14 protein-coding genes are annotated in these 21,291 nt (G+C 50.3%); 7 read left to right on the forward strand and 7 right to left on the reverse strand.

The features are described 5' to 3' along the window. Positions 1-76: 76 nt before the first annotated feature. From smc to plsX, 4 genes are all read right to left on the reverse strand, one after another. Complete coding sequence (gene smc, locus LI015_RS19660) at positions 77-3,637, reverse strand: chromosome segregation protein SMC (protein ID WP_002573135.1); 3,561 nt, start codon at positions 3,635-3,637, stop codon at positions 77-79. Between the two features lie 11 nt (positions 3,638-3,648). Continuing rightward, entirely contained in the window at positions 3,649-4,353 is a 705-nt protein-coding gene (gene rnc, locus LI015_RS19665) for a ribonuclease III (RefSeq protein ID WP_002564307.1), read from the reverse strand. 100 nt (positions 4,354-4,453) lie between these two features. Then, positions 4,454-4,684 carry an acyl carrier protein gene (gene acpP / locus LI015_RS19670; protein ID WP_002564308.1) on the reverse strand — a complete coding sequence of 77 codons (231 nt, stop codon included), beginning with the start codon at positions 4,682-4,684 and terminating at the stop codon, positions 4,454-4,456. Positions 4,685-4,733: 49 nt separating this feature from the next. Next, positions 4,734-5,741 carry a phosphate acyltransferase PlsX gene (gene plsX / locus LI015_RS19675; RefSeq protein ID WP_002564309.1) on the reverse strand — a complete coding sequence of 336 codons (1,008 nt, stop codon included), beginning with the start codon at positions 5,739-5,741 and terminating at the stop codon, positions 4,734-4,736. A 268-nt stretch (positions 5,742-6,009) separates the two neighbouring features. Between plsX and LI015_RS19680 the strand changes: the two genes are divergently transcribed. Beyond that, on the forward strand, positions 6,010-7,707 hold the full coding sequence (locus LI015_RS19680; RefSeq protein ID WP_002573136.1) for a putative bifunctional diguanylate cyclase/phosphodiesterase: 1,698 nt from the start codon (positions 6,010-6,012) through the stop codon (positions 7,705-7,707). Between the two features lie 7 nt (positions 7,708-7,714). On the opposite strand, the gene LI015_RS19685 is transcribed toward LI015_RS19680, so the two are convergent. Both LI015_RS19685 and LI015_RS19690 read right to left on the reverse strand, forming a co-directional pair. Further along, a complete protein-coding gene (locus LI015_RS19685) occupies positions 7,715-9,820 on the reverse strand; it encodes a sensor domain-containing diguanylate cyclase (protein ID WP_227126122.1) in 2,106 nt (701 codons plus the stop codon). Positions 9,821-9,834: 14 nt separating this feature from the next. Continuing rightward, a complete protein-coding gene (locus LI015_RS19690; RefSeq protein ID WP_227126125.1) occupies positions 9,835-12,354 on the reverse strand; it encodes a transporter substrate-binding domain-containing diguanylate cyclase in 2,520 nt (839 codons plus the stop codon). Positions 12,355-12,827: 473 nt separating this feature from the next. On the opposite strand from LI015_RS19690, the gene LI015_RS19695 reads away from it, so the two are divergent. The 6 genes from LI015_RS19695 to LI015_RS19715 all read left to right on the forward strand — a co-directional run bounded on the left by LI015_RS19695 (position 12,828) and on the right by LI015_RS19715 (position 18,896). After that, on the forward strand, positions 12,828-13,724 hold the full coding sequence (locus tag LI015_RS19695; protein WP_119205486.1) for a radical SAM protein: 897 nt from the start codon (positions 12,828-12,830) through the stop codon (positions 13,722-13,724). Positions 13,725-13,939: 215 nt separating this feature from the next. Next, positions 13,940-14,158, forward strand: a complete 219-nt coding sequence (locus LI015_RS28400; protein WP_289302573.1) for a hypothetical protein — start codon at positions 13,940-13,942, stop codon at positions 14,156-14,158. Beyond that, entirely contained in the window at positions 14,083-14,808 is a 726-nt protein-coding gene (locus LI015_RS28845; protein WP_334291525.1) for a collagen-like protein, read from the forward strand. Before LI015_RS28400 ends, LI015_RS28845 begins: the two co-directional genes overlap by 76 nt. Positions 14,809-15,240: 432 nt before the next feature. Continuing rightward, a complete protein-coding gene (locus LI015_RS19705) occupies positions 15,241-16,590 on the forward strand; it encodes an MATE family efflux transporter (protein WP_227126129.1) in 1,350 nt (449 codons plus the stop codon). A gap of 52 nt (positions 16,591-16,642) precedes the next feature. Beyond that, a complete protein-coding gene (abc-f, locus tag LI015_RS19710) occupies positions 16,643-18,268 on the forward strand; it encodes a ribosomal protection-like ABC-F family protein (RefSeq protein ID WP_227126131.1) in 1,626 nt (541 codons plus the stop codon). Position 18,269: 1 nt separating this feature from the next. Beyond that, entirely contained in the window at positions 18,270-18,896 is a 627-nt protein-coding gene (locus tag LI015_RS19715; protein ID WP_002564317.1) for a CatB-related O-acetyltransferase, read from the forward strand. Between the two features lie 81 nt (positions 18,897-18,977). Here LI015_RS19715 and LI015_RS19720 read toward each other — a convergent pair whose 3' ends face one another. Further along, positions 18,978-21,218 carry an ATP-binding cassette domain-containing protein gene (locus tag LI015_RS19720; protein WP_117627054.1) on the reverse strand — a complete coding sequence of 747 codons (2,241 nt, stop codon included), beginning with the start codon at positions 21,216-21,218 and terminating at the stop codon, positions 18,978-18,980. Positions 21,219-21,291 lie beyond the last annotated feature (73 nt).

Genomic DNA, 21,291 nt, shown 5'->3' on the forward strand with positions numbered 1-21,291 from the left:
TTACATTTAGGTCTTATATACAATAAATATATATATGAATCATCATATCATAACTTTCACTATTTATCCAGTTGCACTATTTATCCAGGTCATCCGCAATGAGGTTCACGCTGACCAGCGTGGATACGCCCTTTTCCTGCATGGTGATGCCGTAGAGGCGGTCCGCTGAGACCATGGTGCCTCTTCTGTGGGTGATGACAATGAACTGGGTATTCCTGGTCAGCTTGTGAAGGTATCCCGCGAAGCGGTCCACATTGGAATCATCCAGGGCCGCCTCAATCTCATCCAGAAGACAGAAGGGGGACGGCTTTAGGTTCTGGATGGCAAACAGCAGGGAAATGGCTGTAAGGGCCTTTTCACCGCCTGAGAGCTGCATCATATTCTGCAGCTTCTTACCGGGGGGCTGGGCAATGATCTGTATGCCTGCCTCCAGGATATCCTCGTCCTCCATCAGTTCCAGTGTGCCCCGTCCGCCTCCGAACAATTCCTTAAAGACCTTGTCGAATTCAGCCCGGATTTCACCGAACTTTTCTTCAAACTGGCGCCGCATCCCGGTATCCAGTTCCTCGATGATTTTCTCCAGCTCGGCCTGGGCAGTGACCAGGTCCTCATGCTGGGTGCGCATAAACTCGTAGCGCTCCGATACCTCTTTGTAATCCTCGATGGCGTTGACATTGATGTTGCCCAGTCCCTTTATCCTGGATTTCAATTCGTCTATGAGCTTCTTTACCTCAGGGACGGACTGGTATTCCTCTCTCTTAAGCTCCAGGGCCGTGGAATAAGTCATCTCATATTCAGACCACATATAGGCAGTGGACGCCTCCAGTTTTTCCTCCAGCTTTTCCCTCTGGGCCTGGATGCGGAACATATCCTTGTCCAGCTCTGCCAGGCGGGCGGTCAGTTCCTCCCGCTTTGCCAGAAACGCCTTCTGCCTGGAGGACATCTCCTCCTTCTCGGACTCATGGCCAGCCATCACCTGTTCCAGCTCCTTCATATGCACCATGGCATTCTGAATCAGTTCTCCCAGATGGGCAATCTCCCGGCGTTTGCTCTCAATCACCTGTTCGGAATTTCCCGTGCCTTCGGCCAGTGAGTCAAACTCCTCCGTAAGCTTCTCTATTTCTCCGGACACACGGTCTGCATTTTCGCGGATAAAGTCCTGTTTCTGGCGCAGGTTGGCTGCCTCCATCTGAAGGGCCGACAGGGCCGCAGCGCAGGTCTCCCGCTCTTTTCTGGAGGTCTCCAGAAGAACCGTCTTGTCCTCGATCTCCTGGTTGGCCTGGGTGCTCACCTGCTCCAGCTCCCTGGAGTCCTGGGTGAGGGCTGTGCGGCTCTCATTGATTTCCTTTACCTGCTCTTCCAGCTGGCCGTGCTCGCGCACCAGGTCCGTGGATGACTCCGCTATCTCCGCTTTCTTGTCCTCCAGCTGGGATATGTTCATGCGGATGGTATTCTCCCGGATGGCCATGGACTGCATGTCGGCGCGCAGCTTCTCCAGTTCTCCCTTTTTCTCCTGGGCCATGGATTCTTCCAGGTTAAGCTCCTTTTGAATCTTCTCCACCTGGACCAGGGCCTTGCTGCAGGTATTCTCTAACTCCTCAATCTCCCTGCGCCGCCCCAGCAGGTTGCTGGAATTCTTAAAGGCGCCGCCCGTCATGGAACCGCCGGCGCTTAAGAGCTCGCCCTCCAGGGTGACGATGCGGAGACTGTATTTATACTTTCTGGCCAGTGCAATGGCATTGTCGATGGTATCTGCCACCACCACCCGGCCTAACAGATACCTGGCCAGGCCTTCATACCGTGAATCCACCTGGACCAGATCGCTGGCCAGCCCCAGAACCCCTTTCTCCTTCAGGGCGGCCGGCTGGGAAAATGTCTGTTTGCCGTTAATGCTGGTTAACGGCAGGAAGGTTGCCCTGCCGTATTTATTCTTCTTCAGATATTCAATCAGCTGTTTGGCCGTTGCCTCTGAATCCGTTACAATGTTCTGGATGCTTCCGCCCAGGGCTGTCTCGATGGCCGTCTCATACTTCTGGCTGGTGGTGATGATATCCGCCACCACCCCATGTATGCCGTGTACCCGGTCGCGCACCTCCATGACCCTGCGGATGCTGTTGCCGTAGCCGTCATAGCGTTCCGCCAGGTTTTTAAGAGATTCCAGCTTGGTGTAGGCCATATGGTATTCCTGCTGGGTATCGTTTAAATTCCGGTTCAGGCGGTGTGATTCCTGCTCAGCCTTAAGAAGGGCGTCCTCGGCTTCCTGAGCCGCGAACTGTTTTTTCTCCAGCTCCTCATTCAGCTGGTCCAACAAAGCCCGTTCCCTGCCGATAAGCTCGTCCTGCACCGACTCGTCGCTCTTGAATCTGAGAAGCTTTTGGGATACCTCGCTGCGCCGTAAATTCACCTGCTCCAGCATAGTCTCATACCGCTGCTGTCTGGCAGTCAGGGAGGCTCTCTCGTTGAGGGCCTGAATGATACTTGCCTTTGCCCCTTCAATGGCTTCCTCCAGCCGGCGGATGGACTCGTCCTGGTCCCCAAGACGGGCTCCGGCTTCCTCCTGGCGCTTTACAGCATCCCTCACCTGGTCGCCCATGGCCTTTCGTTCTTCTCTATAGGAGGCCAGCTGCTGATTCTTGGCAGCCAGCTCCTCCTTGATCACGTCCCGTCTGTGCTCCAGATGCTCCTGGTTCATCTCCTCCGTATGTATCTGTTCCTTCAGAACATTAATCTGGCCTTCCAGATTCCCCTTCAGCACAGTGCCCTGGCTCAGCTCATCCCGGTCAGCTGCCATGCGGCGCTCCAGGTCCGCCAGAGTCTGCTCCAGCTCCTCGTATCCGGCCTTCAGGCGTTCAGACTCCCTGCCCGTGTCCTCCATATCGCCGGAGAGAACCTGATGGCGCTTCTCCACTTCCTCCAGCTGCTTGCCTGTTCCCTCTGTTTCCATGAGGAAGAGGTTGGCATCGCAAATCTTAAGGCTGTCCTTTAACTGAAGATACTCCCTGGCTGCCCTGGACTGACGTTCCAGGGGACCTACCTGCTTCTCCAGCTCAGAGAGGATATCGCTTACACGGACCAGGTTTGCCTGCTCGTCCTCCAGCTTCTTCTGGGCAATGGCCTTGCGGCGCTTAAATTTAACGATACCGGCAGCTTCATCAAAAAGCTCCCGGCGTTCTTCCGGCTTGCCGCTTAATATTCTGTCAATCTGTCCCTGTCCGATGATGGAGTATCCCTCTTTGCCGATACCCGTATCATAAAACAGCTCGTTGATATCCTTAAGTCTGCAGGCGCTGCCGTTTATCATATATTCGCTCTCACCGGAACGGTAGAGTCGGCGGGATACCGTCACCTGGTCATAGTCAATGGCCAGCTGATGATCGCTGTTGTCCAGGGTAATGGCCACGTAGGCAAACCCCTGGGGCTTTCTCATCTCGGTTCCCGCAAAGATGACGTCCTGCATGCTGGCGCCGCGCAGCTGCTTGATGCGCTGCTCGCCCAGCACCCAGCGCACGGCGTCGGCCACATTGCTCTTTCCGCTGCCGTTGGGGCCCACGATGCCGGTGATGCCGTTATGGAATTCAAATACCAGCTTATTGGCAAAAGATTTAAACCCCTGAATCTCAATACTTTTTAAATACATAGTCCACCTGCTTATTCTTCTGCTGCGGCTTCCTGTGCCTTAAGCTTCAGTATGCCGTTATAGGCAGCCACCTGCTCTGCTGCCTTCTTGGTACGTCCCGCGCCGCGGCCCACCTCCTCATCCCCGATTTTGGCGCAGACCTCAAAGGATTTATTGTGATCCGGCCCTTCCTCACGGATGATCTCATAGGACAGGGGCGCCTCCTGGCGGCTCTGCACCATCTCCTGTAAGATAGTCTTGCTATCATAAAAGAGCTGCTTGTGTTCAATGTCGTTTAAGATAAAACGATGAATGAACTCTTTTGCATTAGCAAAACCACCGTCCAGATAAATCGCGCCAATCAGGGCCTCCATGGCGTCTGACACCACGGAATTGCGGTTCCTGCCGCCGGTGGCGTCCTCACCCTTGCCCAGATACAGGTATTGGCCCAGCTCAATGTCCCCTGCGCAGTAAGCCAGGGTGGGTTCGCACACAATGCTGGCCCTGATTTTCGTCAAATCTCCCTCAGGCAGCGTTTCATACTTGCGGTAGAGGAATTCGCTGGTCACGATTTCCAGGACAGCATCCCCCAAAAACTCCAGGCGCTCATTGCATCTGCTGTGGTCCAGACGGTGTTCGTTAGCATAGGAGCTGTGGGTCAGGGCCTGGGTAAACAGGTTCTTGTTCTTAAACTCGTATGCAATCCTCTCTTCCAGTTCTTTTAAATGACTGTTCATAATGATCCTTCCTTCTTCAAATACACTTTGGGACAGGCCTTTAAAACAAGCCTCCCAAACGCACAAAAAGGGCTGTGCTTACAGCCCCTGTGCCTGTCCGTTAGTTTAAAGCGTTCTTAATCTGCTCTACTGCATCGCCTACTGTCACAATCTGTTCTGCAGCCTCATTTGGAATCTCTATGTCGAATTCCTCTTCAATTCCCATGATAATCTGGAAAATGTCCAGTGAATCCGCACCCAGGTCATCTACGAATGTAGCTGCCATTGTCACTTCCTCCGGTTCAATGTTCAACACTTCTGCGATAATACCCTGTAATTTCTCAAATTCCATCTCTTAGCTCCTCTTTCTTAAATCTTGATTTTTACTTCGTCCTTCGGACTTATTCTTCGTTCTGAACGTTCAGGCACTGTTGGATTTTACCATTGATATCCTGTTCCTTAAACGTCACACATTGAATAATGGAATTACGCACCTCCGTGCGCTTTGAATTGCCGTGGGTCTTGACCACAAGGCCTTTCAGACCCAGCAGGGGTGCTCCGCCGTACTGGCTGCCGTCAAAGGATTTAAGCGTTTCCTTGAGGGCCGGCTTCACCAAAAGGGCGCCAATCTTGCTGCGCAGGGTGGACATCATACCGCCCTTCACCATACTGATCAAGGTGGCCCCAACCCCCTCATACAGCTTCAGGATTACATTGCCCACAAATGCCTCACAGACAATGACATCCGCTCCGCCATGGGGAATTTCCCTGGCTTCAATGCTTCCGGTGAAGTTGATCCCCTTACATTCCTTTAACAGGGGAAATGTCTCCTTCACCAGCGCATTGCCTTTTTCTTCCTCCGCACCGATATTGACAATGGCCACCCGCGGGTTCTTTATTCCCATCACATGCTCCATATAGATGGAACCCATCTGGGCAAACTGCACCAGATGGGACGCTCTGGCATCCACATTGGCTCCACAGTCAATCAAAAGTGATACGCCCTTCTCCGTAGGAATAAGCGGTGCCAGCGGGGGACGTTCCACACCTTTGCTGCGCCCCACTATCACCTGTCCGCCTACCAGGATTGCCCCGGAACTTCCGGCGGATACAAAGGCGTCGGCCTCCCCCTGTTTTACAAGGTTTAAGCCTACCACGATGGAAGAGTCTTTCTTCTTACGGATAGCGTTTACCGGCGGCTCCTCAGTGGCAATGACTTCTGTGGCGTTCACAACCTGAATCCGGTCCTTGTCGTAGGTGTGCTTTGACAGTTCTGAAACAACTGCCTGCTCCTGCCCCACAAGAAGCACCTGAATGCCAGGTTTTGCGTTCACAGCCTCCACTGCTCCGGCTACCATCTCGCCCGGCGCATAATCCCCGCCCATGGCGTCTACCGCTACTTTAATCATAATGACTCTCCTTTCGGTCCTGCATACAACTTATAATATACTAGATATCATTCTATAAATCAATATATTTTTTCAATGGTTTTGGGGGAATTAAGAACCCATGTTCCTGTCCGCTGCAGACGTACAAACGTTAAAAATATGCATACTTCTGCAACTTTGCAAAGTCGTTAGACAATCGGTTCATAACATGGTAAAATAAGTTCTATAGACCTTGTGGGGGCATATTATGAAGCAATGCCCCTCCCACTCCATTTAGCAGGTGAATAACATGACAAATGATAAAACAGATATTCTGGGACAATTCGGATTTGAACTGGATGCGGCTCTTTTTTACGATGCCATCGTAAAGAGTACGGACGATTATGTCTATATTGTCAATATGAAAACCGACACATCCCTGATATCGGAAAACATGGTCAGGGACTTCGAGCTTCCGGGCAGAATCGTGCCCGGACTGGTACCTCTCTGGGGCAGTCTGATTCACGAACGTGACAGGGCTCGATATGATGAATCCATCGAACAAATGTTAAGCGGCCTGACGGATGTACACGATGTGGAGTATCAGGTCCGAAACAGAAAGAATGAGTACGTCTGGGTCGTATGCCGCGGCGTCCTCCAGAGGGACCAGCAGGGCAGTCCCGCCATGTTTGCGGGCATTGTGACCAATTTAAGCCACAGGGGTAAGGTGGACTATGTCACCGGTCTGTTTATGCAGCAGGAATGCGAACGCGTGGTGGAGGAATGCCTGTCCGAAGGCCAGAGTGGGGGAATTCTGCTCCTGGGCCTGGATGATTTCTCCGGCATCAACAATTTGAAAGGACACATATACGGCGATTCCGTCCTGCGCCAGTTTGCCCAGAACGTCCAGAGGCTCCTGCCAGATTACGCCAGCATATACCGCCATGACGGGGATCAGTTTGTCATTGTGTGCCAGAATACGTCCTACGGCGAGATAGCCCTGCTCTATGAAGTCATAAACAGCTACAGCGACTGCCGCCATGAGGTGGACGGAATCCAGTACTATTGTACGGTTTCCGGCGGAATCGCCGTATTCTGCCAGGACGGTTCCAGCTATACGGAGCTTTTGACCTGTGCATCCGGTGCCCTGGAAACCTCCAAGCATAAGGGCAAGAACAAGTGCACCCTCTATGACGAGGAGCTGATTCACACCAGACTGCGCTCCCTGGAAATCATGGACCGTTTAAGAAGCAGCGTCATGAACCATATGGAGGGATTCTCTGTGGTCTACCAGCCCATTGTGCGTTCCAGCGACACAAAGATTGCCGAGGCCGAGGCGCTGCTGCGCTGGTCCTGTAAGGACATGGGCAGTGTATCTCCCCTTGAATTCATCCCTTTGCTGGAATCCAGCGGCCTCATTATCCCAGTGGGAAAGTGGGTGCTGGAGCAGTCTGTCCGCCAATGCTGCAAATGGCTTGCCTGTGTACCGGATTTTGTGATGAACGTCAACTGCTCCTACCTACAGATGCTGGATGAGGACTTTGTACAATCCGTCAAAGAAATCATTAACCGTTACAGACTGGACCCCAGCCATATTGTGCTGGAGCTGACGGAGAGCCGCTTTGTCACGGACCAGGACCGCTTAAACGATACATTTAAGCGTCTGCGCAGCCTTAACATACGGCTGGCCATGGATGACTTCGGCACAGGCTACTCGTCCCTGAGCTGCCTGTCCTGTACACCGGCCGACATTGTAAAGATTGACCGTGAATTCATCAGGGGAATCTGCGACCAGTCCCACTCCTTCAACCGTTCCTTCATCGGGTCTGTGATAAATCTCTGCCATAGCGTGGGAATATCCGTATGTGCAGAGGGCGTGGAGGAAAAAGACGAGCTGGAAACCGTCCTCAGATTGAAAGCTGATTCCGTACAGGGATTTTATTTTTCAAAGCCGGTTACACCTGATGAATTTGAAAAACAGCATATAAAGCATCCTGATATAGGGTAAGCCTGTTTTATATTCTCTCAAATTCCGCTATCTCCAGAGGCCTGCTGTAATAGTAGCCCTGAATGGCGGTACATCCGAAGGAAGTCAGCAGTTCCAGCTGTTCCTGGTTTTCCACCCCTTCTGCCACACATTCCACCTGCAGGCTGTGGCACATATCAATAATGCATTTTACCACAGTCTGATTGGTCTGGTTTTCCACCAGGTCATCCATCAGGGATTTATCCAGCTTTACCTCGTCAAACTGCATGATGGAAAGAATGGACATATTGGCATAGTTGGCCCCGAAATCATCCAGGGAGATACGAAATCCAGCTTCCCGAAGTTTTGAACCAATGGATTCAATCACCTTGCGCTCAATGTCCCCTATGCTTTCTGTTATCTCAATCATGACCAGGCGGGCGGGGATATGGTATCTTTTCTGCATATCTGTCAGCACCCGGAACAGGTCCCTTTCAAGCAGCGTAATCCGCGAAAAATTGACCGAAACAGGAATAAGCTCCCTGCCTCGCTCCTTCCAGTCTGAAAGCAGTTTAAATACCTGCTCCAGCATATAAAAATCCAGATACCGTATAAGCTTTGTCTTCTCCAGAAGGGGCACGAAATTCAGCGGCTGTGTGGATTCGGTACCGGCTGCCCGATAACGCACCAGGGCCTCGGCGGAACACACCTTACCGGTCAGGGGATTATACTTTGGCTGGAGACAGAGACGGTAACAGCCCTCTTCCATGTCCTGTAGCAGACGATTTAGGTATTCCGGCGAATAGTGCTTGCGTTCCTGGCTGCTGTCCTTATAATAAATCTGTTTGTTCACAAGCATCAGTTCTTCCGCATGGCGCATCAGCCGGTCAAAATCCGCCAGGTGTTCTTCCCAGGTACACCCCAGTGAGACACCGTTTGGGGTGCGGCTGTCTAACATCCATTCCATTTTCCCGACCCGCTCCATGAATTCCTCATATGCGGATTCCAGGCTGACAATAATAAACTCATCCCCGCTGAGCCGGAATATGCTGGCCCCTGCAAAAGAGGAGGACATGACGGATGCCGCCTCTTTGATGGTCATATCTCCCCTGCTTTGCCCATAATCACGGTTTAACTGCTTTAAGTCATTGATATCCCCGGCCACAATTCCGCAGGATACCGCCTTGCCGCTTCTCATCAAATCATTGCGGAAATGCACAAAGCTTTCTCTGTTCAGCAGGCCGCTGAGGCTGTCATGGGCAGCTTCATACTCCAGGCGCTCATAGAGGCGTCTCTTTTTTATCTCATTCGCAATATTATAGGCAATGGAATCCAGCAGCTTAATGGTGTCCTGGTTGATATTGGGATTGTCGATTCCAATATATCCGCTGAAGGCGGATTCGTCTTCAAACGGCACAGCAAAGAGGCTGTCCGTGTTTCTGGCGGTCAGGTAACGGTACTCGCTGGGGTATGAATCCCTAAGTTCCCAGGTTCTGGAGATAATCAGGTGCTGCTTTTTGTTAAAGGTCTCAAACAAATAGGGAATCCCATCCAGGGGCACCTGCTGCAAGGCTGCCTTTTGGGAAGGAATTCCAGCCCGGCACCATTCATAGGTATTACGGGCAAATCCCTGTACACGGTCAATTTCTATGATATAGGCCCGCTCTCCGCCGTAAAAATCAGCTATCATTTCCAGCGTACGGTTAATGGCATCATCCAGGCAGTCCGCAGTATTCAGGACCCGCAGCGTTTCCAGCATAACGGTTTCCATATGGTATTTGGATGTATGGCTGCCGCGCTCCTTCACGCGGTCTCCCACATCCACTGCGATTTCCATGCGGGCAGGCCTTCCCTCCCATTCCACCAGCTTATCCTTTACAATGAAGTTCTTATTTAAGTGGGGATTCTCATATTCCCACACGTAGAAGCCGTCCTTGCTCAGTTTGGCATTGGTGCAGAAGGGACATGGGGTATCCCTGCCCTGAAGTACACGATGGCATTTGCTGTTTCGCACGTCCTCCTGCTTAAGACCTGTCAGCGACCTGCCAGCCCGGTTAAGATAAAGAAGGCTGTAGTCCCGGATATCGCTGACATAGATGATTTCCTCCAGTTCATCTAAAAGCGGTGTTCCATATAAGATCATATCCTGCTCCATGATTGTCTCCCTTTTTACTGTACCGTGTGATGTTCCTGTTCCGTGTCCGGCCGGGAAGCCCTTCCCGCTTCATCTTCTATCCGGAAATTATTTTTACCGCTGTTTTTAACTTCATAGAGCAGGGTGTCCGCCCTCTGATAAAGCGTGGTATAGTCGTCCTCCCTGCGGCTTATAGATATACCGATGCTGACAGTCGCAGCAGGGTATCCGGACGCCCTACATTTAGCCTGCAGTGAATCAAACAGTGCATTGCAGCATTTTGCCAGATGGTTTTCCCCTGTATAGGGTACACAGACGATAAATTCATCTCCGCCCATACGGGCAGTGACAGCCTCCCCGCAAAAAGATTCCCTTAGCGCTTTTGCTGTATGAATCAGCACCTGGTCCCCCGTATAATGGCCGTAACGGTCATTGATTTCCTTAAAGCCGTCTAAGTCTATGACAGCCAGAGCAAGGGCGCCGGTATGCAGGTTTATCATCCGGGTGATCTCCATTTTTGCTGCCGCTATATTGTAAATCCCCGTCAGAGCGTCCCGTTTGCTCCGCTGCTCCAGTCTCTCCCTTTCCAGCTTGTCGCCATGGATATTCTGTAAGCGTCCGATGGCAGAATCAGCCTGATTCCCGTCGAAAATCACTTTTATGACTGCACGGTGCCACTTGGTGTCCCCATTCGGCAGCACCATCAGAATCTCTGTATCCACATCCTGTCTCTGCTCCAGCAGATAATACAGAGATGGGAGACCCTCCTCCTGTCCGCTGCTTCCCTGATACCGCGAATACTGCCCGATGCTTTTATCCGTGCCGAAGATTTCAACGCCCTCCCTTGATAGGGTCAGCACATCACTGCCATAGTCATACGTAAAGGTCACTTCCTTCAATATGTCTGAGAGATAGCGGTAACGGGTATTTTCCAGTTCAATCTGCCGCTTCATCCTCATCTGGCTTCTGTAATGGGCATAAATCAGGGCCAGCAGGCCGGAAGCAGCCAACAGGGTAAACAAAATGAAGGGAACGGAATTATCCCTGATAAAGGTCCTGAGAGTCACTTCCTGTTTCTGCTGCGCATTGTTGTAGATGTATTTTTCCAGTTCACCCGTCTCTATGGAACGGATTCCTTTATTCAGGATAGCTAGTATCTGTTTATCATCCTTTCTCAAAATACCTATGCTGTATTTCACACTGTCACTGCCGGCCTGGGGATAGATAGCCACATGCTCGTACTGGTTGCGGCTCAGATAATAAGAGGCAGTGTAACTGTTGCTGTATGTATAATCGCACTCTCCCCTTTCAACTGCGTTAAGACTTTCCTCCAGAGAATCATAGAACCGCACATCCGTCCGGTCATCGTCGCTTTTGCGCATGCCCATATACACAGCCTGTACCCCGCCCTTCAGGTTTGTCATATCAAACCCGTCACGGGCCACCAGCACACTCTCTGTCTCCAGATATGGATTGCTTAAAAGAACATTTCTCCGTTGGACTGCATCATAATCATACAGGATAGACAGAATCACATCGGCTCTGCCTTCATTTAACGCCTGTTCAAATTCACTGTAATCATCCGCGTAAACATACTCCAGCGTCCATCCGGCCTTTTGGGCTATACTGCTGAGCAGGTCTCTGGCTACGCCCTGCACCTGTCCCTTTCCATCGTAGTACTGGATGGGGCCAAACCCGTCATGGACCAGTACCTTAAGTACCGGATGTTCCTGTATGTATTCCCGTTCCTTGCTGTTGAGGTGCATCTGGCTTCCGGACCGGGAAAAATACTTATTATACAGGTTCATCTGAAGGGTGGGATTATTCTCACTGATATAGGAGATTGCCCGGTTCAGTTCATTGATTATTTTGGTATTACCCTTGGTGGTGGCAAAATAAAAGGGAGTAGGCGAAAATTTAGCAACAGGACGGAATCCCTGGGACAGGGATACATCAACGGACAGCAATGCGTCCGCCTTACCGGAATAAACCCTCTCCTCCTGCTCCCCATCCCTCTCGCACCAAACGATCTCATACTGGATGCCATTGAGCTTCGCGTACTGGTAAAACTTGTCGTTATGGTAATCTGCCTGTTTCAAAAGCGCTATGCGCAGTCCCTTGAAATCAGAAAGATTATATTCATCAATGCGGTCATCATCATCCCGGACCGCAATCACACTGTACGCGTTGCCGTAGTTTTCACTGGGAAAATCAAAAACAGAGGAAGTCTGCTTGTTGTTATTCATGGCTCCAACAAGATCCAGTTCCCCCCGTTCCAGCATATCCATCATTTGAATCAACTGTTCATCCATGGATCCTTGGGGTTCCACAAACTCATAGGTCCATCCTGTGTACTGTCCAATCTCTTTCAGATAATCATAGGTATAACCCGCATAATTGCCATTTTCATCCTTCATGGTCAGACCCGACTGCACGGGAAATCCCACCCGAATCACAGACTCTGCTTCTGCTCCATAGGAAACAAAACTGTATGGCAGTATCAGGCAGTATATTGCAGACAAAACCATCCTATATTTTTTAATCAATTGGTTCATGGATTCTCTCCCGGTCGTTTATATCTATTATTCATGTACATAATATCCCATCCATTATATAACAGCTTGCCGCATATAACAATGTAAATCACTCCCCATGCTGTTAAGACAGAGAGGGGGATTCCCCCTTATGGAAAAATCCCCTTTTTGTTTACCTTGGCAAGCCGGTTCCGCCGCAATGTTTCCAGCCAATGTATTTCCAGCAGTTCTTCTGCTTTATTATCCCTTGCTTCCGTTCTTTCTTTGCGGTCCAGTCCTCATTCCCCAAAAAACAGAAGAAATAGGATAATCATGCTATATAAACATATTGTAACCCTAATATCTTAAAACTTCAATGTCAAATTATTTATGTTTCCAGCAATGTTCCGGCAAATGCGCCTGCATCAAGATTCGCATTGTGAACCGGACGTCAGCGTGGTAAAATATACTCAGATAAAACCGTGATACTTTCAAATTATCCAGGAGGGATTTTTATGAATTATGAAGGACAAATCTGCCGCGGTCCCATGGAGCGTTCGTCCTATATGCTTCCGGTTGCCGTTGGCTGTTCTTACAACCGGTGTAAATTCTGCACCCTGTTCCGGCATCTGAAATACAGGGAACTTCCCATGGAGCAAATTGAGGCAGAACTGGAAAGAGTCCGCAGCCTGGGCGGCAATCCAAAGCATGTCTTTCTTGGGGACGGCAATGCCTTTGGCCTGGGTACAAAACGTCTGCTGGAAATAACAGACCTGATTCACCGTTATTTTCCGGACTGCCAAGCCATCAATATGGATGGGACCATCACCAATATTCAGGCCAAGTCCCAGGAAGAGCTGCGGGCCCTTCGGGAGGCAGGTATACGTCATCTGTATCTGGGCATTGAAAGCGGTCTGGACGATGTCCTGCGTTATATGGGAAAGGACCATAATCTGGACCAGGCATACCGTCAAATCGACCGCATCCAAAGTGCAGGGTTTATATTCGATGCCCATATCATGACCGGAATCGCGGGACATGGAAGGGGACTCGAGAACGGAACTGCCACCGCAGAATTCTTTAACCGCACCCAGCCGCAGCGCATTATAAATTTCTCTCTGTTCCTGTTTCACAGCGCCCCGCTGTATCAGGAAGCGCAGGCCAAAATCTTCATCCCTGCCACTGAGCTGGAGAACCTGCAGGAGGAACGGCTGCTTCTGGAGCTTCTGAATACGGATGGGCCTTTGACTTACGACGGGTTTCATGACCGTATTGAATTCAGAGTGCGCGGTACCTTGCCTGATGACAAGATGAAAATGTTAGACAGGCTGGATCTGGCCATCGAAGGGTACAGGGAGCATGAGCCTGTCATTGCAGCCGCAGATGATTCGCCCGGAGCATATTCCATTTAAAAACACTAAAACAATCTTGCCTTCATATAATATCGTAACTGAAACCCTTGTCCTGACCCATGGATTCCAAGCAACCGTTTTTTCAGGAATATGGAAGCGTATTATTGATTGGATTCTAAATCGGACAAACCATGTTCAGTCTGTAATAAATATGAGGGAGTGAATTTAAATGAGATATGATTATGCGAACGGTATGAACCGAGGTGAATACTCATATGATGAGTCGAATGAATATTCCGGATATGATAACAGGTACGCAGAGCCCATGGGCACAAAGCCCAATTCCTTTTGCCACAGATGCTGCCAAGGTCCAACCGGTCCCGCTGGTCCGCCTGGTTGTCCGGGTCTGCCCGGTCCCATGGGGCCACAGGGCTGCCCAGGCCCTCAGGGCATCACCGGACCAACCGGGGCAATGGGGCCTCAGGGCTATGTAGGCCCCACCGGCCCTATGGGTCCAACCGGTCCTGCTGGTCAGGCTGGCGCAGTTGGGCCTACGGGCCCTGCCGGTTCCACCGGCCCTATGGGTCCCGCCGGAACTACGGGAGTGACCGGAGCCACCGGCCCTACAGGTCCTGCTGGTAATGAGAATTCTGTCAGCTGCCGCTGTAAGGAGCAAATGAGGAATATAATCCAGCAAATTATTGCTTTATATCCAAATAATAATTTATTGGTGACTTTGAGTAGCGGTGATGCATCTTTTGGACGCCCTGGTTCTTTGATATTAGGGCCGGATGGACGTACCGGAGTATTTGAAGTGATAAATCCTCAAAATCAAATGCAGTATTTATCTATATGCAGCATAGATACGATTCAAATAGACAATGCAACGTATAATGATACAATTGTTTATTTGCCAGAGCCGTTTCCCGCTCCCACAGACTGCTGCGCTGATTGCCAGGCAGCCATTCGTTCTCTTTTGCCTGTGGGAACAGCTGGGGTTAATATAATAACCAGCAGCCAAACTCCATCCGTGGGAACCGTTATTAGAAATGAATATGGCATGTTAGTACTTTCCAATGAAGCCAGAACCAATATAACCTTTGTCTCATCCTGCAGCATTGATCTGTTTTTGATTAATACCTGAGACAGTTAGGAACAGGTGTACACCCGCTTTTTCCAATGCGGTAAAACAGCCTCCCTGAAACGTGTATAACACTTGACAGCATACCCATGAGTGGCTATAATGACTATAATATGAAGAGGAAAGGGTGAGTGCAATGTTATTCGGTAAGTTCTGCATTGATTATAGCTCCGGACAATTTGATATTTTAAAACATTGTACGGAGCCTGAAAATACGAAAACAATAGCCGGCAGCTATTAGATTCCAAATTACTGGTTTTGGAGTTTTGTTTTCGTATTTTCCAATAAACAGCAGTTTGTTTTTTTGCGGCGGTGGACAGTGTTTTGTCTGCCGCCTTTTTTGATTGCTGGTGATAAATCTGTCTCTCTGAGAGCAGAGGGCGTGCAGGCTTTTGTACGCCCTCTGCTTTTATATCTGGAAAGGAACGATAAAGAATGAACGATAAACAAGACTTAACAACTGGAACTATTTCCAAAAAGTTAATTGCCTATGCTCTCCCGCTGCTGGCCGCAAATCTGCTCCAGTCATTTTACAGCCTTATGGATATGCTGGTCGTTGGCAGAATCGTGGGAGAAACCGGGCTTGCCGCAATCAGCAACGCCTCTATGCTCAGTTTTATTATCAACTCTGTGTGTATCGGCATTACAATGGGCGGTACGGTATTAGCCGCCCAGTATAAAGGGGCAAAGGATGAACACGGCCAGATTGAGATAATCGGAACCTTATTCACAGTTGCTTTTATTGCGGCAGTCCTTGTCACCGCAGCCGGTCTGGCCGCCTACAGGCCGCTTTTCCGGTTGCTGCATGTACCTGCGCCTGCAATGGAGGACGCCTGCGGATATATGAAAATCATCTGTTATGGAACCATATTTGTATTTGGCTATAACGCAGTCTGCTCCATCATGAAGGGATTGGGAGATTCCAAAAGCCCGCTTTATTTTGTGGCGGTTGCAACAGTGATCAATCTTGTTTTGGATCTTCTTCTGGTAGGTCCTTTTGGCATGGGCACCGAAGGCGCCGCCTGCGCAACCATTTTTTCACAGGGGATTTCCTTTGTAATCTCCGTGTTCCATTTGAAGCGGAAAGATTCTGTTTTCGACTTTCGGCTATCTCACTTTTCTATAAAAACCGACAAGCTGGCGGCCATCCTGAAAGTCGGTCTTCCCACAGCGGTACAAATGGCTTCCGTCAATCTTTCCTATCTCCTGATTACGGGAATGCTCAATCAATTTGGCATATCTGTGGCTGCTGCATCTGGTGTGGGATTAAAAATCAATACGTTGGCCGGTATGCCCTGCTGGGCAATCGGTCAGGCGGTGACAGCCATGGCAGGCCAGAATATGGGCGCTGGCAATATAAAACGCGTGCAAAAAACAACCAGTACAGGGCTTTGCCTAAATCTTCTTATTACACTTATTATGGTTTTACTGGTACAGATTTTTGGAAAGCAGCTCATTCTCCTGTTTACCCCGGCAAGCCCGGAAGTACTTGAGGAAGGAATCCTGTATTTAAGAATATGCTGCAGTGTAAACAGCCTGGTATACGCGGTCATGTATACCTTTGATTCCTTTGCCATCGGTATCGGATCTGCAAATATTGCCATGTTCAACGCACTGTTGGATGCGGGCATTGTCAGGCTTCCGGTAAGCTGGCTGCTGGCATTCCCCCTCGGTCTTGGTTATCCGGGCATATATATCGGTCAGGCCCTCTCTCCGTTTCTTCCTGCTGCTGCCGGATTACTCTATTTTAAGAGTAAAGGATGGAAGAATAAAAGAATCCTTTAAAGAGAACACAGCTATACAAATTATACAAAAAAGCAAGGAGGCTGATACAGTCATGAAAGGAACAAACATGAATCTCTCCTTTGGATTGGAAGTCATCTATGAAGATGCGGATTTTCATATAGACGCTCACGACAAAGCGGGCATTGTGGGAGTAAACGGCGCAGGAAAAACAACCCTGTTCCATGTTTTGATGCATGAACAGGAATTAGACAGCGGCACCGTATCCACCGGCCATTTACGAATCGGATATCTTCCGCAGGAAATCATCCTTGAGGACGAATCCTGCACCGTGCTTGAATACCTGCAGAGCGGACGGCCGATTCAAAAACTGGAAAACGAACTGAACCAGATTTACCAACAGTTGGAAAGCGCCGATTCATCGGAGCACGCCCAACTGTTTAAGCAGATGGAGAAGCTTCAGTCCCGCTTGGAATCGTTAGATTATTACGAGGCAGACAGCATTCTTCTTCATATCATTGACCGTATGCAAATTGATATTGACTTACTGGGCATGCCCCTTGGCAATCTGTCCGGCGGGCAGAAATCGCAGATAGCCTTTGCCCGTGTTCTGTATGCAAAATCCGACATTCTGCTTTTAGATGAACCGACAAATCATTTAGATGCGGCAGCCAAAGAATTCGTAACCGGATTTCTGAAAAATTACAAAGGCACGGTGCTGATTATCAGCCATGATATCAGCTTTCTAAACCAGATTATCAATAAAATCCTGTTTATTAACAAAGCCACACACAAAATTTCCGTCTATGACGGCAGCTATGATACCTACAAACAGAAGTATGCACAGGAACAGCGTTTGCGGGAACAGGCCATTGTGCAGGAGGAAAAGGAGGTCCGGGAACTGGAGGAATTTGTCCGCAGGGCAAACCAGGCAAGCCGGACCAACCATGCGCTCAAGCGTATGGGACAGGAACGCGCCCTTCGCCTGGAGAAAAAGCGAAGGGCGAAGCAGACCCGCGACCGGATCTACAAACGTATAAAAATGGACATCCACCCCTTGCGTGAGTGTGCCGCTATTTTGCTGGAAGCAGAACACCTGTCCTTTCACTATCCAAACCAGCCGCCCCTATACCGCGATTTATCCTTTCAAATAAATGGAAAAGAACGGTTTTTAGTTGTTGGGGAAAATGGTGTCGGAAAGTCTACGCTGCTTAAACTGATCATGGGAATCCTTTCTCCCGATGCGGGAAATATCCATTTTCATCCCAAAACCGATGTGGCTTACTATGCCCAGGAGCTGGAACAGCTTGATCTGCAGAAAACAGTACTGGAAAATGCCTGGACGGATGGATATTCGGTAAAGCAGCTTCGCTCTGTTTTAAGCAATTTTCTCTTTTATGCAGACGATATCCATAAAAAAGCAGAGGTCCTGTCCCCCGGTGAAAAGGCCCGCATTGCGCTTTGCAAGGTTCTGCTTCAACGGGCGAACTTCTTAGTACTCGATGAGCCTACAAACCACCTGGATCCTGAAACGCAGAGCATCATCGGAGGCAACTTCCATCTTTTTGAGGGCACGATTATGGCTGTCAGCCATAACCCCTGGTTTGTAGAGCAGCTCGGCATTAACCGGGTACTGATCCTGCCATCCGGCAGAATCGTGGATTACTCCCGGGAATTGTTAGAATACTATTATGGATTAAATTCAGAGGAGGAGTTATAAAATGGCAGATACAAAAAAATTATATCCCAGAACCGGGGATAAACAGACTGTGTATTTAAAAAACGTAATTACAGATCCGGCTATTACTGTTGGAGATTATACGATGTACAATGATTTTGTCAATGACCCGGTTGGATTTGAGAAAAACAATGTTTTATACCATTATCCCATAAACCGCGACCGCCTGATCATAGGAAAATTTTGTTCCATAGCCTGCGGCGCAAAGTTTCTCTTCAACAGCGCAAACCACACCCTCTCTTCTCTCTCAACCTACCCCTTTCCCCTTTTCTTTGAGGAATGGGGACTGGAAAAGAGGAATGTGGCCGAATCCTGGGACAACAAAGGAGATATTGTCCTGGGAAATGATGTATGGATAGGATATGAGGCAGTCATTATGGCAGGGGTTACGATTGGGGACGGAGCCATAATCGGGGCCCGGGCCGTGGTGACAAAGGATGTCCCTCCATATACGGTTGCCGGCGGCATTCCCGCAAAACCGATTAAAAAGCGGTATCCGGAGGAAACCATAGCCGCCCTGTCAGAACTGAAGTGGTGGGACTGGCCGGAGAATCGGATTGCGCAAAACCTCCATGCAATACAGGCTGGGCAACTGAATGAACTGAAATAAATTCATTACATGCCTAAAGAATTATGATGTCCTGCACGGCCAGCATGCGTGTGCTGCTGGCCCCGTAATGTAACTCGCGCCTTAGCCCAGGGAAGCCCTCAGGCTGTCCGCTGTCAATGTTTTGGCGCAGCGCAGCATTTCCATAGGTGTGCCGGTAAATACCACCTGGCCGCCGTTCTTCCCACCGTCCGGCCCAATATCAATGAGCCAGTCCGCCTGCTTCATCACATCCAGGTTATGCTCAATCACCACCAGCGTATTGCCGCGGGACACGATTAAGTCAAACAGCTTGAGCAGATTTTCAATGTCGGACATATGCAGTCCGGTGGTGGGCTCATCCATCACAATAATACTCCCCTTTCTGCCCAGGTTCTTCGCCAGCTTGATTCGCTGGCGCTCCCCTCCGGACAGGGTGCTGAGGGGCTGTCCAAGGGTCAGATAGCTTAATCCCACCTGCTCCATCACCTTAAGGCGCCTGCGGATCTTGGCGTCCTCAAACACCTGAAGGGCCTGGGACGCAGTCAGGCCCAGCAGCTCCACAATATTCTTTCCCTTGTAGGTGCAGGCAAGCGCTTCCTCATTATACCGCACACCGCCGCAGGCCTCGCATTCAGTCACTATAGGATCCATGAAGGCCAGTTCGGTGACAATGACGCCCTTACCGCCGCATACCGGGCAGGCCCCGGCGGAGTTAAAGCTGAACAGACTGTCCGGTCTGCCGCTCTCTCCTGCTAGAAGCCTTCGTATTTCATCGAAAAAGCCCAGGTAAGAGGCCGGTGTGGAACGGTTGGTGGCTGTGATGGGTCCCTGGTCCACCATTACGATATTGCTCTCATAGAGTTTTGCAAATACCCGGGAGATCAGGGTACTCTTGCCCGAACCGGCCACGCCGGTCACCACGGTCATAATACCCAAGGGGATATCCACATCCACATGCTTAAGGTTGTGGAGACAGGCTCCCCTGACCGGCAGGCTTCCCGCAGCCTGCCGCGGCGTCTCCTTGATGGGCAGTACCTGCCTCATTGCCTTTCCTGTCAGGGTATCGGCCAGAAGCAGCTCCGGATAGCTGCCCGCAAATACAATTTCTCCTCCGTTTTGTCCGGCCCCCGGTCCCACGTCAATCACATGGTCGGCAATGGAAATCACATCCTTGTCATGCTCCACCACCAGAACCGTGTTGCCTTTGTCCCGGAGCTGCCGCAGCAAATTGTTCATCCGGTAAACGTCCCTGGGATGCATTCCGGCACTTGGTTCATCAAAGATATAGGTCAGGCCGGTCAGGCTGCTGCCCATGTACCGGACCAGCTTCAGGCGCTGGGCTTCGCCGCCGGAAAGGGAGGGCGTTTCACGGTTCAAGTGAAGGTAGGGAAGGCCTATTTCAATCAGCCTGTCCAGACCTTCGATGATGGTCTGCACCAGGACGTCCACCCTTTGGTCGGTAATCCCAGCCAGAACTTCCCGAAGTCCGGTCAGCTCCATGCAGCATAAATCAGCGATATGGTACCCCTTTATTTTGCAGCTCAAAGCCGCCCCATTCAGCCGCTTCCCATGGCAGTCGGTACACTCCATCTCAGCAATCAGGGATTGGGATTTCTCCCGGGTGTGCCTGCTCTTATTACTGATATCCCGGTTGAGAAGCGTCTTTGTGTACTTGTGGTACAGCCCGGTCACCTTTGGGTTTTCCGGTTCGCCTTTGCCGTCGCGGGAGCCATATAAGAGCAGGTTGTATTCTTCACCGGAATACGCTCTGATCGGCTTGTCTAAATCGAAAAGACCGGACTGGGCGTACTGTTTCCAGTACCAGGATCCGGGGCGGTAAAGGGAGTCCTTGACACAGCCCTCATTCCATGATTTATCCATATCCAGAACAGCTTCCACATCGACCTTTGTAATCTTTCCCAGGCCGGAGCAGGTCCTGCACATCCCGTTGGGATCATTGAAGGAGAAGTAAGAGGCCGTACCCGCATAGGGCTTCCCGATGCGTGAAAACAGCAGACGGAGGCTGGCGTACAGGCCGCTTATAGTTCCCACCGTGGAGCGGGCATTCCCGCCCAGGGGAGACTGGTCCACCACCACTGAGGCCGTCAGGTTGTCTATGCGCTCCGCTGCCGGCTTCGGATATTTCGGCAGTCTGGAGCGCACGAAAGCCGGGTAGGCGGCGTTCATCTGCCGCTGTGACTCAGCGGCGATAGTATCAAAAACAATGCTGGACTTGCCGGAACCGGACACGCCGGTAAACACCGTAATTTTTTCCTTTGGAATACGGAATGTGACGTGCTTCAGATTGTTCTGGGTCAGCCCATATACAAGAATATCTGCCATTTTTACCTCTCTCGATTTACGTTATAGTATACCTTATCAAGTGTTCATATGATTATATGCCCAGGGCTCCAAA

It is taken from the genome of Enterocloster sp. 210928-DFI.2.20, from assembly GCF_020554465.1.
GTDB classification, from domain to species: domain Bacteria; phylum Bacillota; class Clostridia; order Lachnospirales; family Lachnospiraceae; genus Enterocloster; species Enterocloster bolteae.

Bases quoted from the DNA above. Each gene is read 5' to 3' on its own strand.
- smc (WP_002573135.1), bottom strand. From the start codon at position 3,637: ATGTATTTAAAAAGTATTGAGATTCAGGGGTTTAAATCTTTTGCCAAT.
- rnc (WP_002564307.1), bottom strand. From the start codon at position 4,353: ATGAACAGTCATTTAAAAGAACTGGAAGAGAGGATTGCATACGAGTTT.
- acpP (WP_002564308.1), bottom strand. From the start codon at position 4,684: ATGGAATTTGAGAAATTACAGGGTATTATCGCAGAAGTGTTGAACATT.
- plsX (WP_002564309.1), bottom strand. From the start codon at position 5,741: ATGATTAAAGTAGCGGTAGACGCCATGGGCGGGGATTATGCGCCGGGC.
- LI015_RS19680 (WP_002573136.1), top strand. From the start codon at position 6,010: ATGACAAATGATAAAACAGATATTCTGGGACAATTCGGATTTGAACTG.
- LI015_RS19685 (WP_227126122.1), bottom strand. From the start codon at position 9,820: ATGGAGCAGGATATGATCTTATATGGAACACCGCTTTTAGATGAACTG.
- LI015_RS19690 (WP_227126125.1), bottom strand. From the start codon at position 12,354: ATGAACCAATTGATTAAAAAATATAGGATGGTTTTGTCTGCAATATAC.
- LI015_RS19695 (WP_119205486.1), top strand. From the start codon at position 12,828: ATGAATTATGAAGGACAAATCTGCCGCGGTCCCATGGAGCGTTCGTCC.
- LI015_RS28400 (WP_289302573.1), top strand. From the start codon at position 13,940: ATGATGAGTCGAATGAATATTCCGGATATGATAACAGGTACGCAGAGC.
- LI015_RS28845 (WP_334291525.1), top strand. From the start codon at position 14,083: ATGGGGCCACAGGGCTGCCCAGGCCCTCAGGGCATCACCGGACCAACC.
- LI015_RS19705 (WP_227126129.1), top strand. From the start codon at position 15,241: ATGAACGATAAACAAGACTTAACAACTGGAACTATTTCCAAAAAGTTA.
- abc-f (WP_227126131.1), top strand. From the start codon at position 16,643: ATGAAAGGAACAAACATGAATCTCTCCTTTGGATTGGAAGTCATCTAT.
- LI015_RS19715 (WP_002564317.1), top strand. From the start codon at position 18,270: ATGGCAGATACAAAAAAATTATATCCCAGAACCGGGGATAAACAGACT.
- LI015_RS19720 (WP_117627054.1), bottom strand. From the start codon at position 21,218: ATGGCAGATATTCTTGTATATGGGCTGACCCAGAACAATCTGAAGCAC.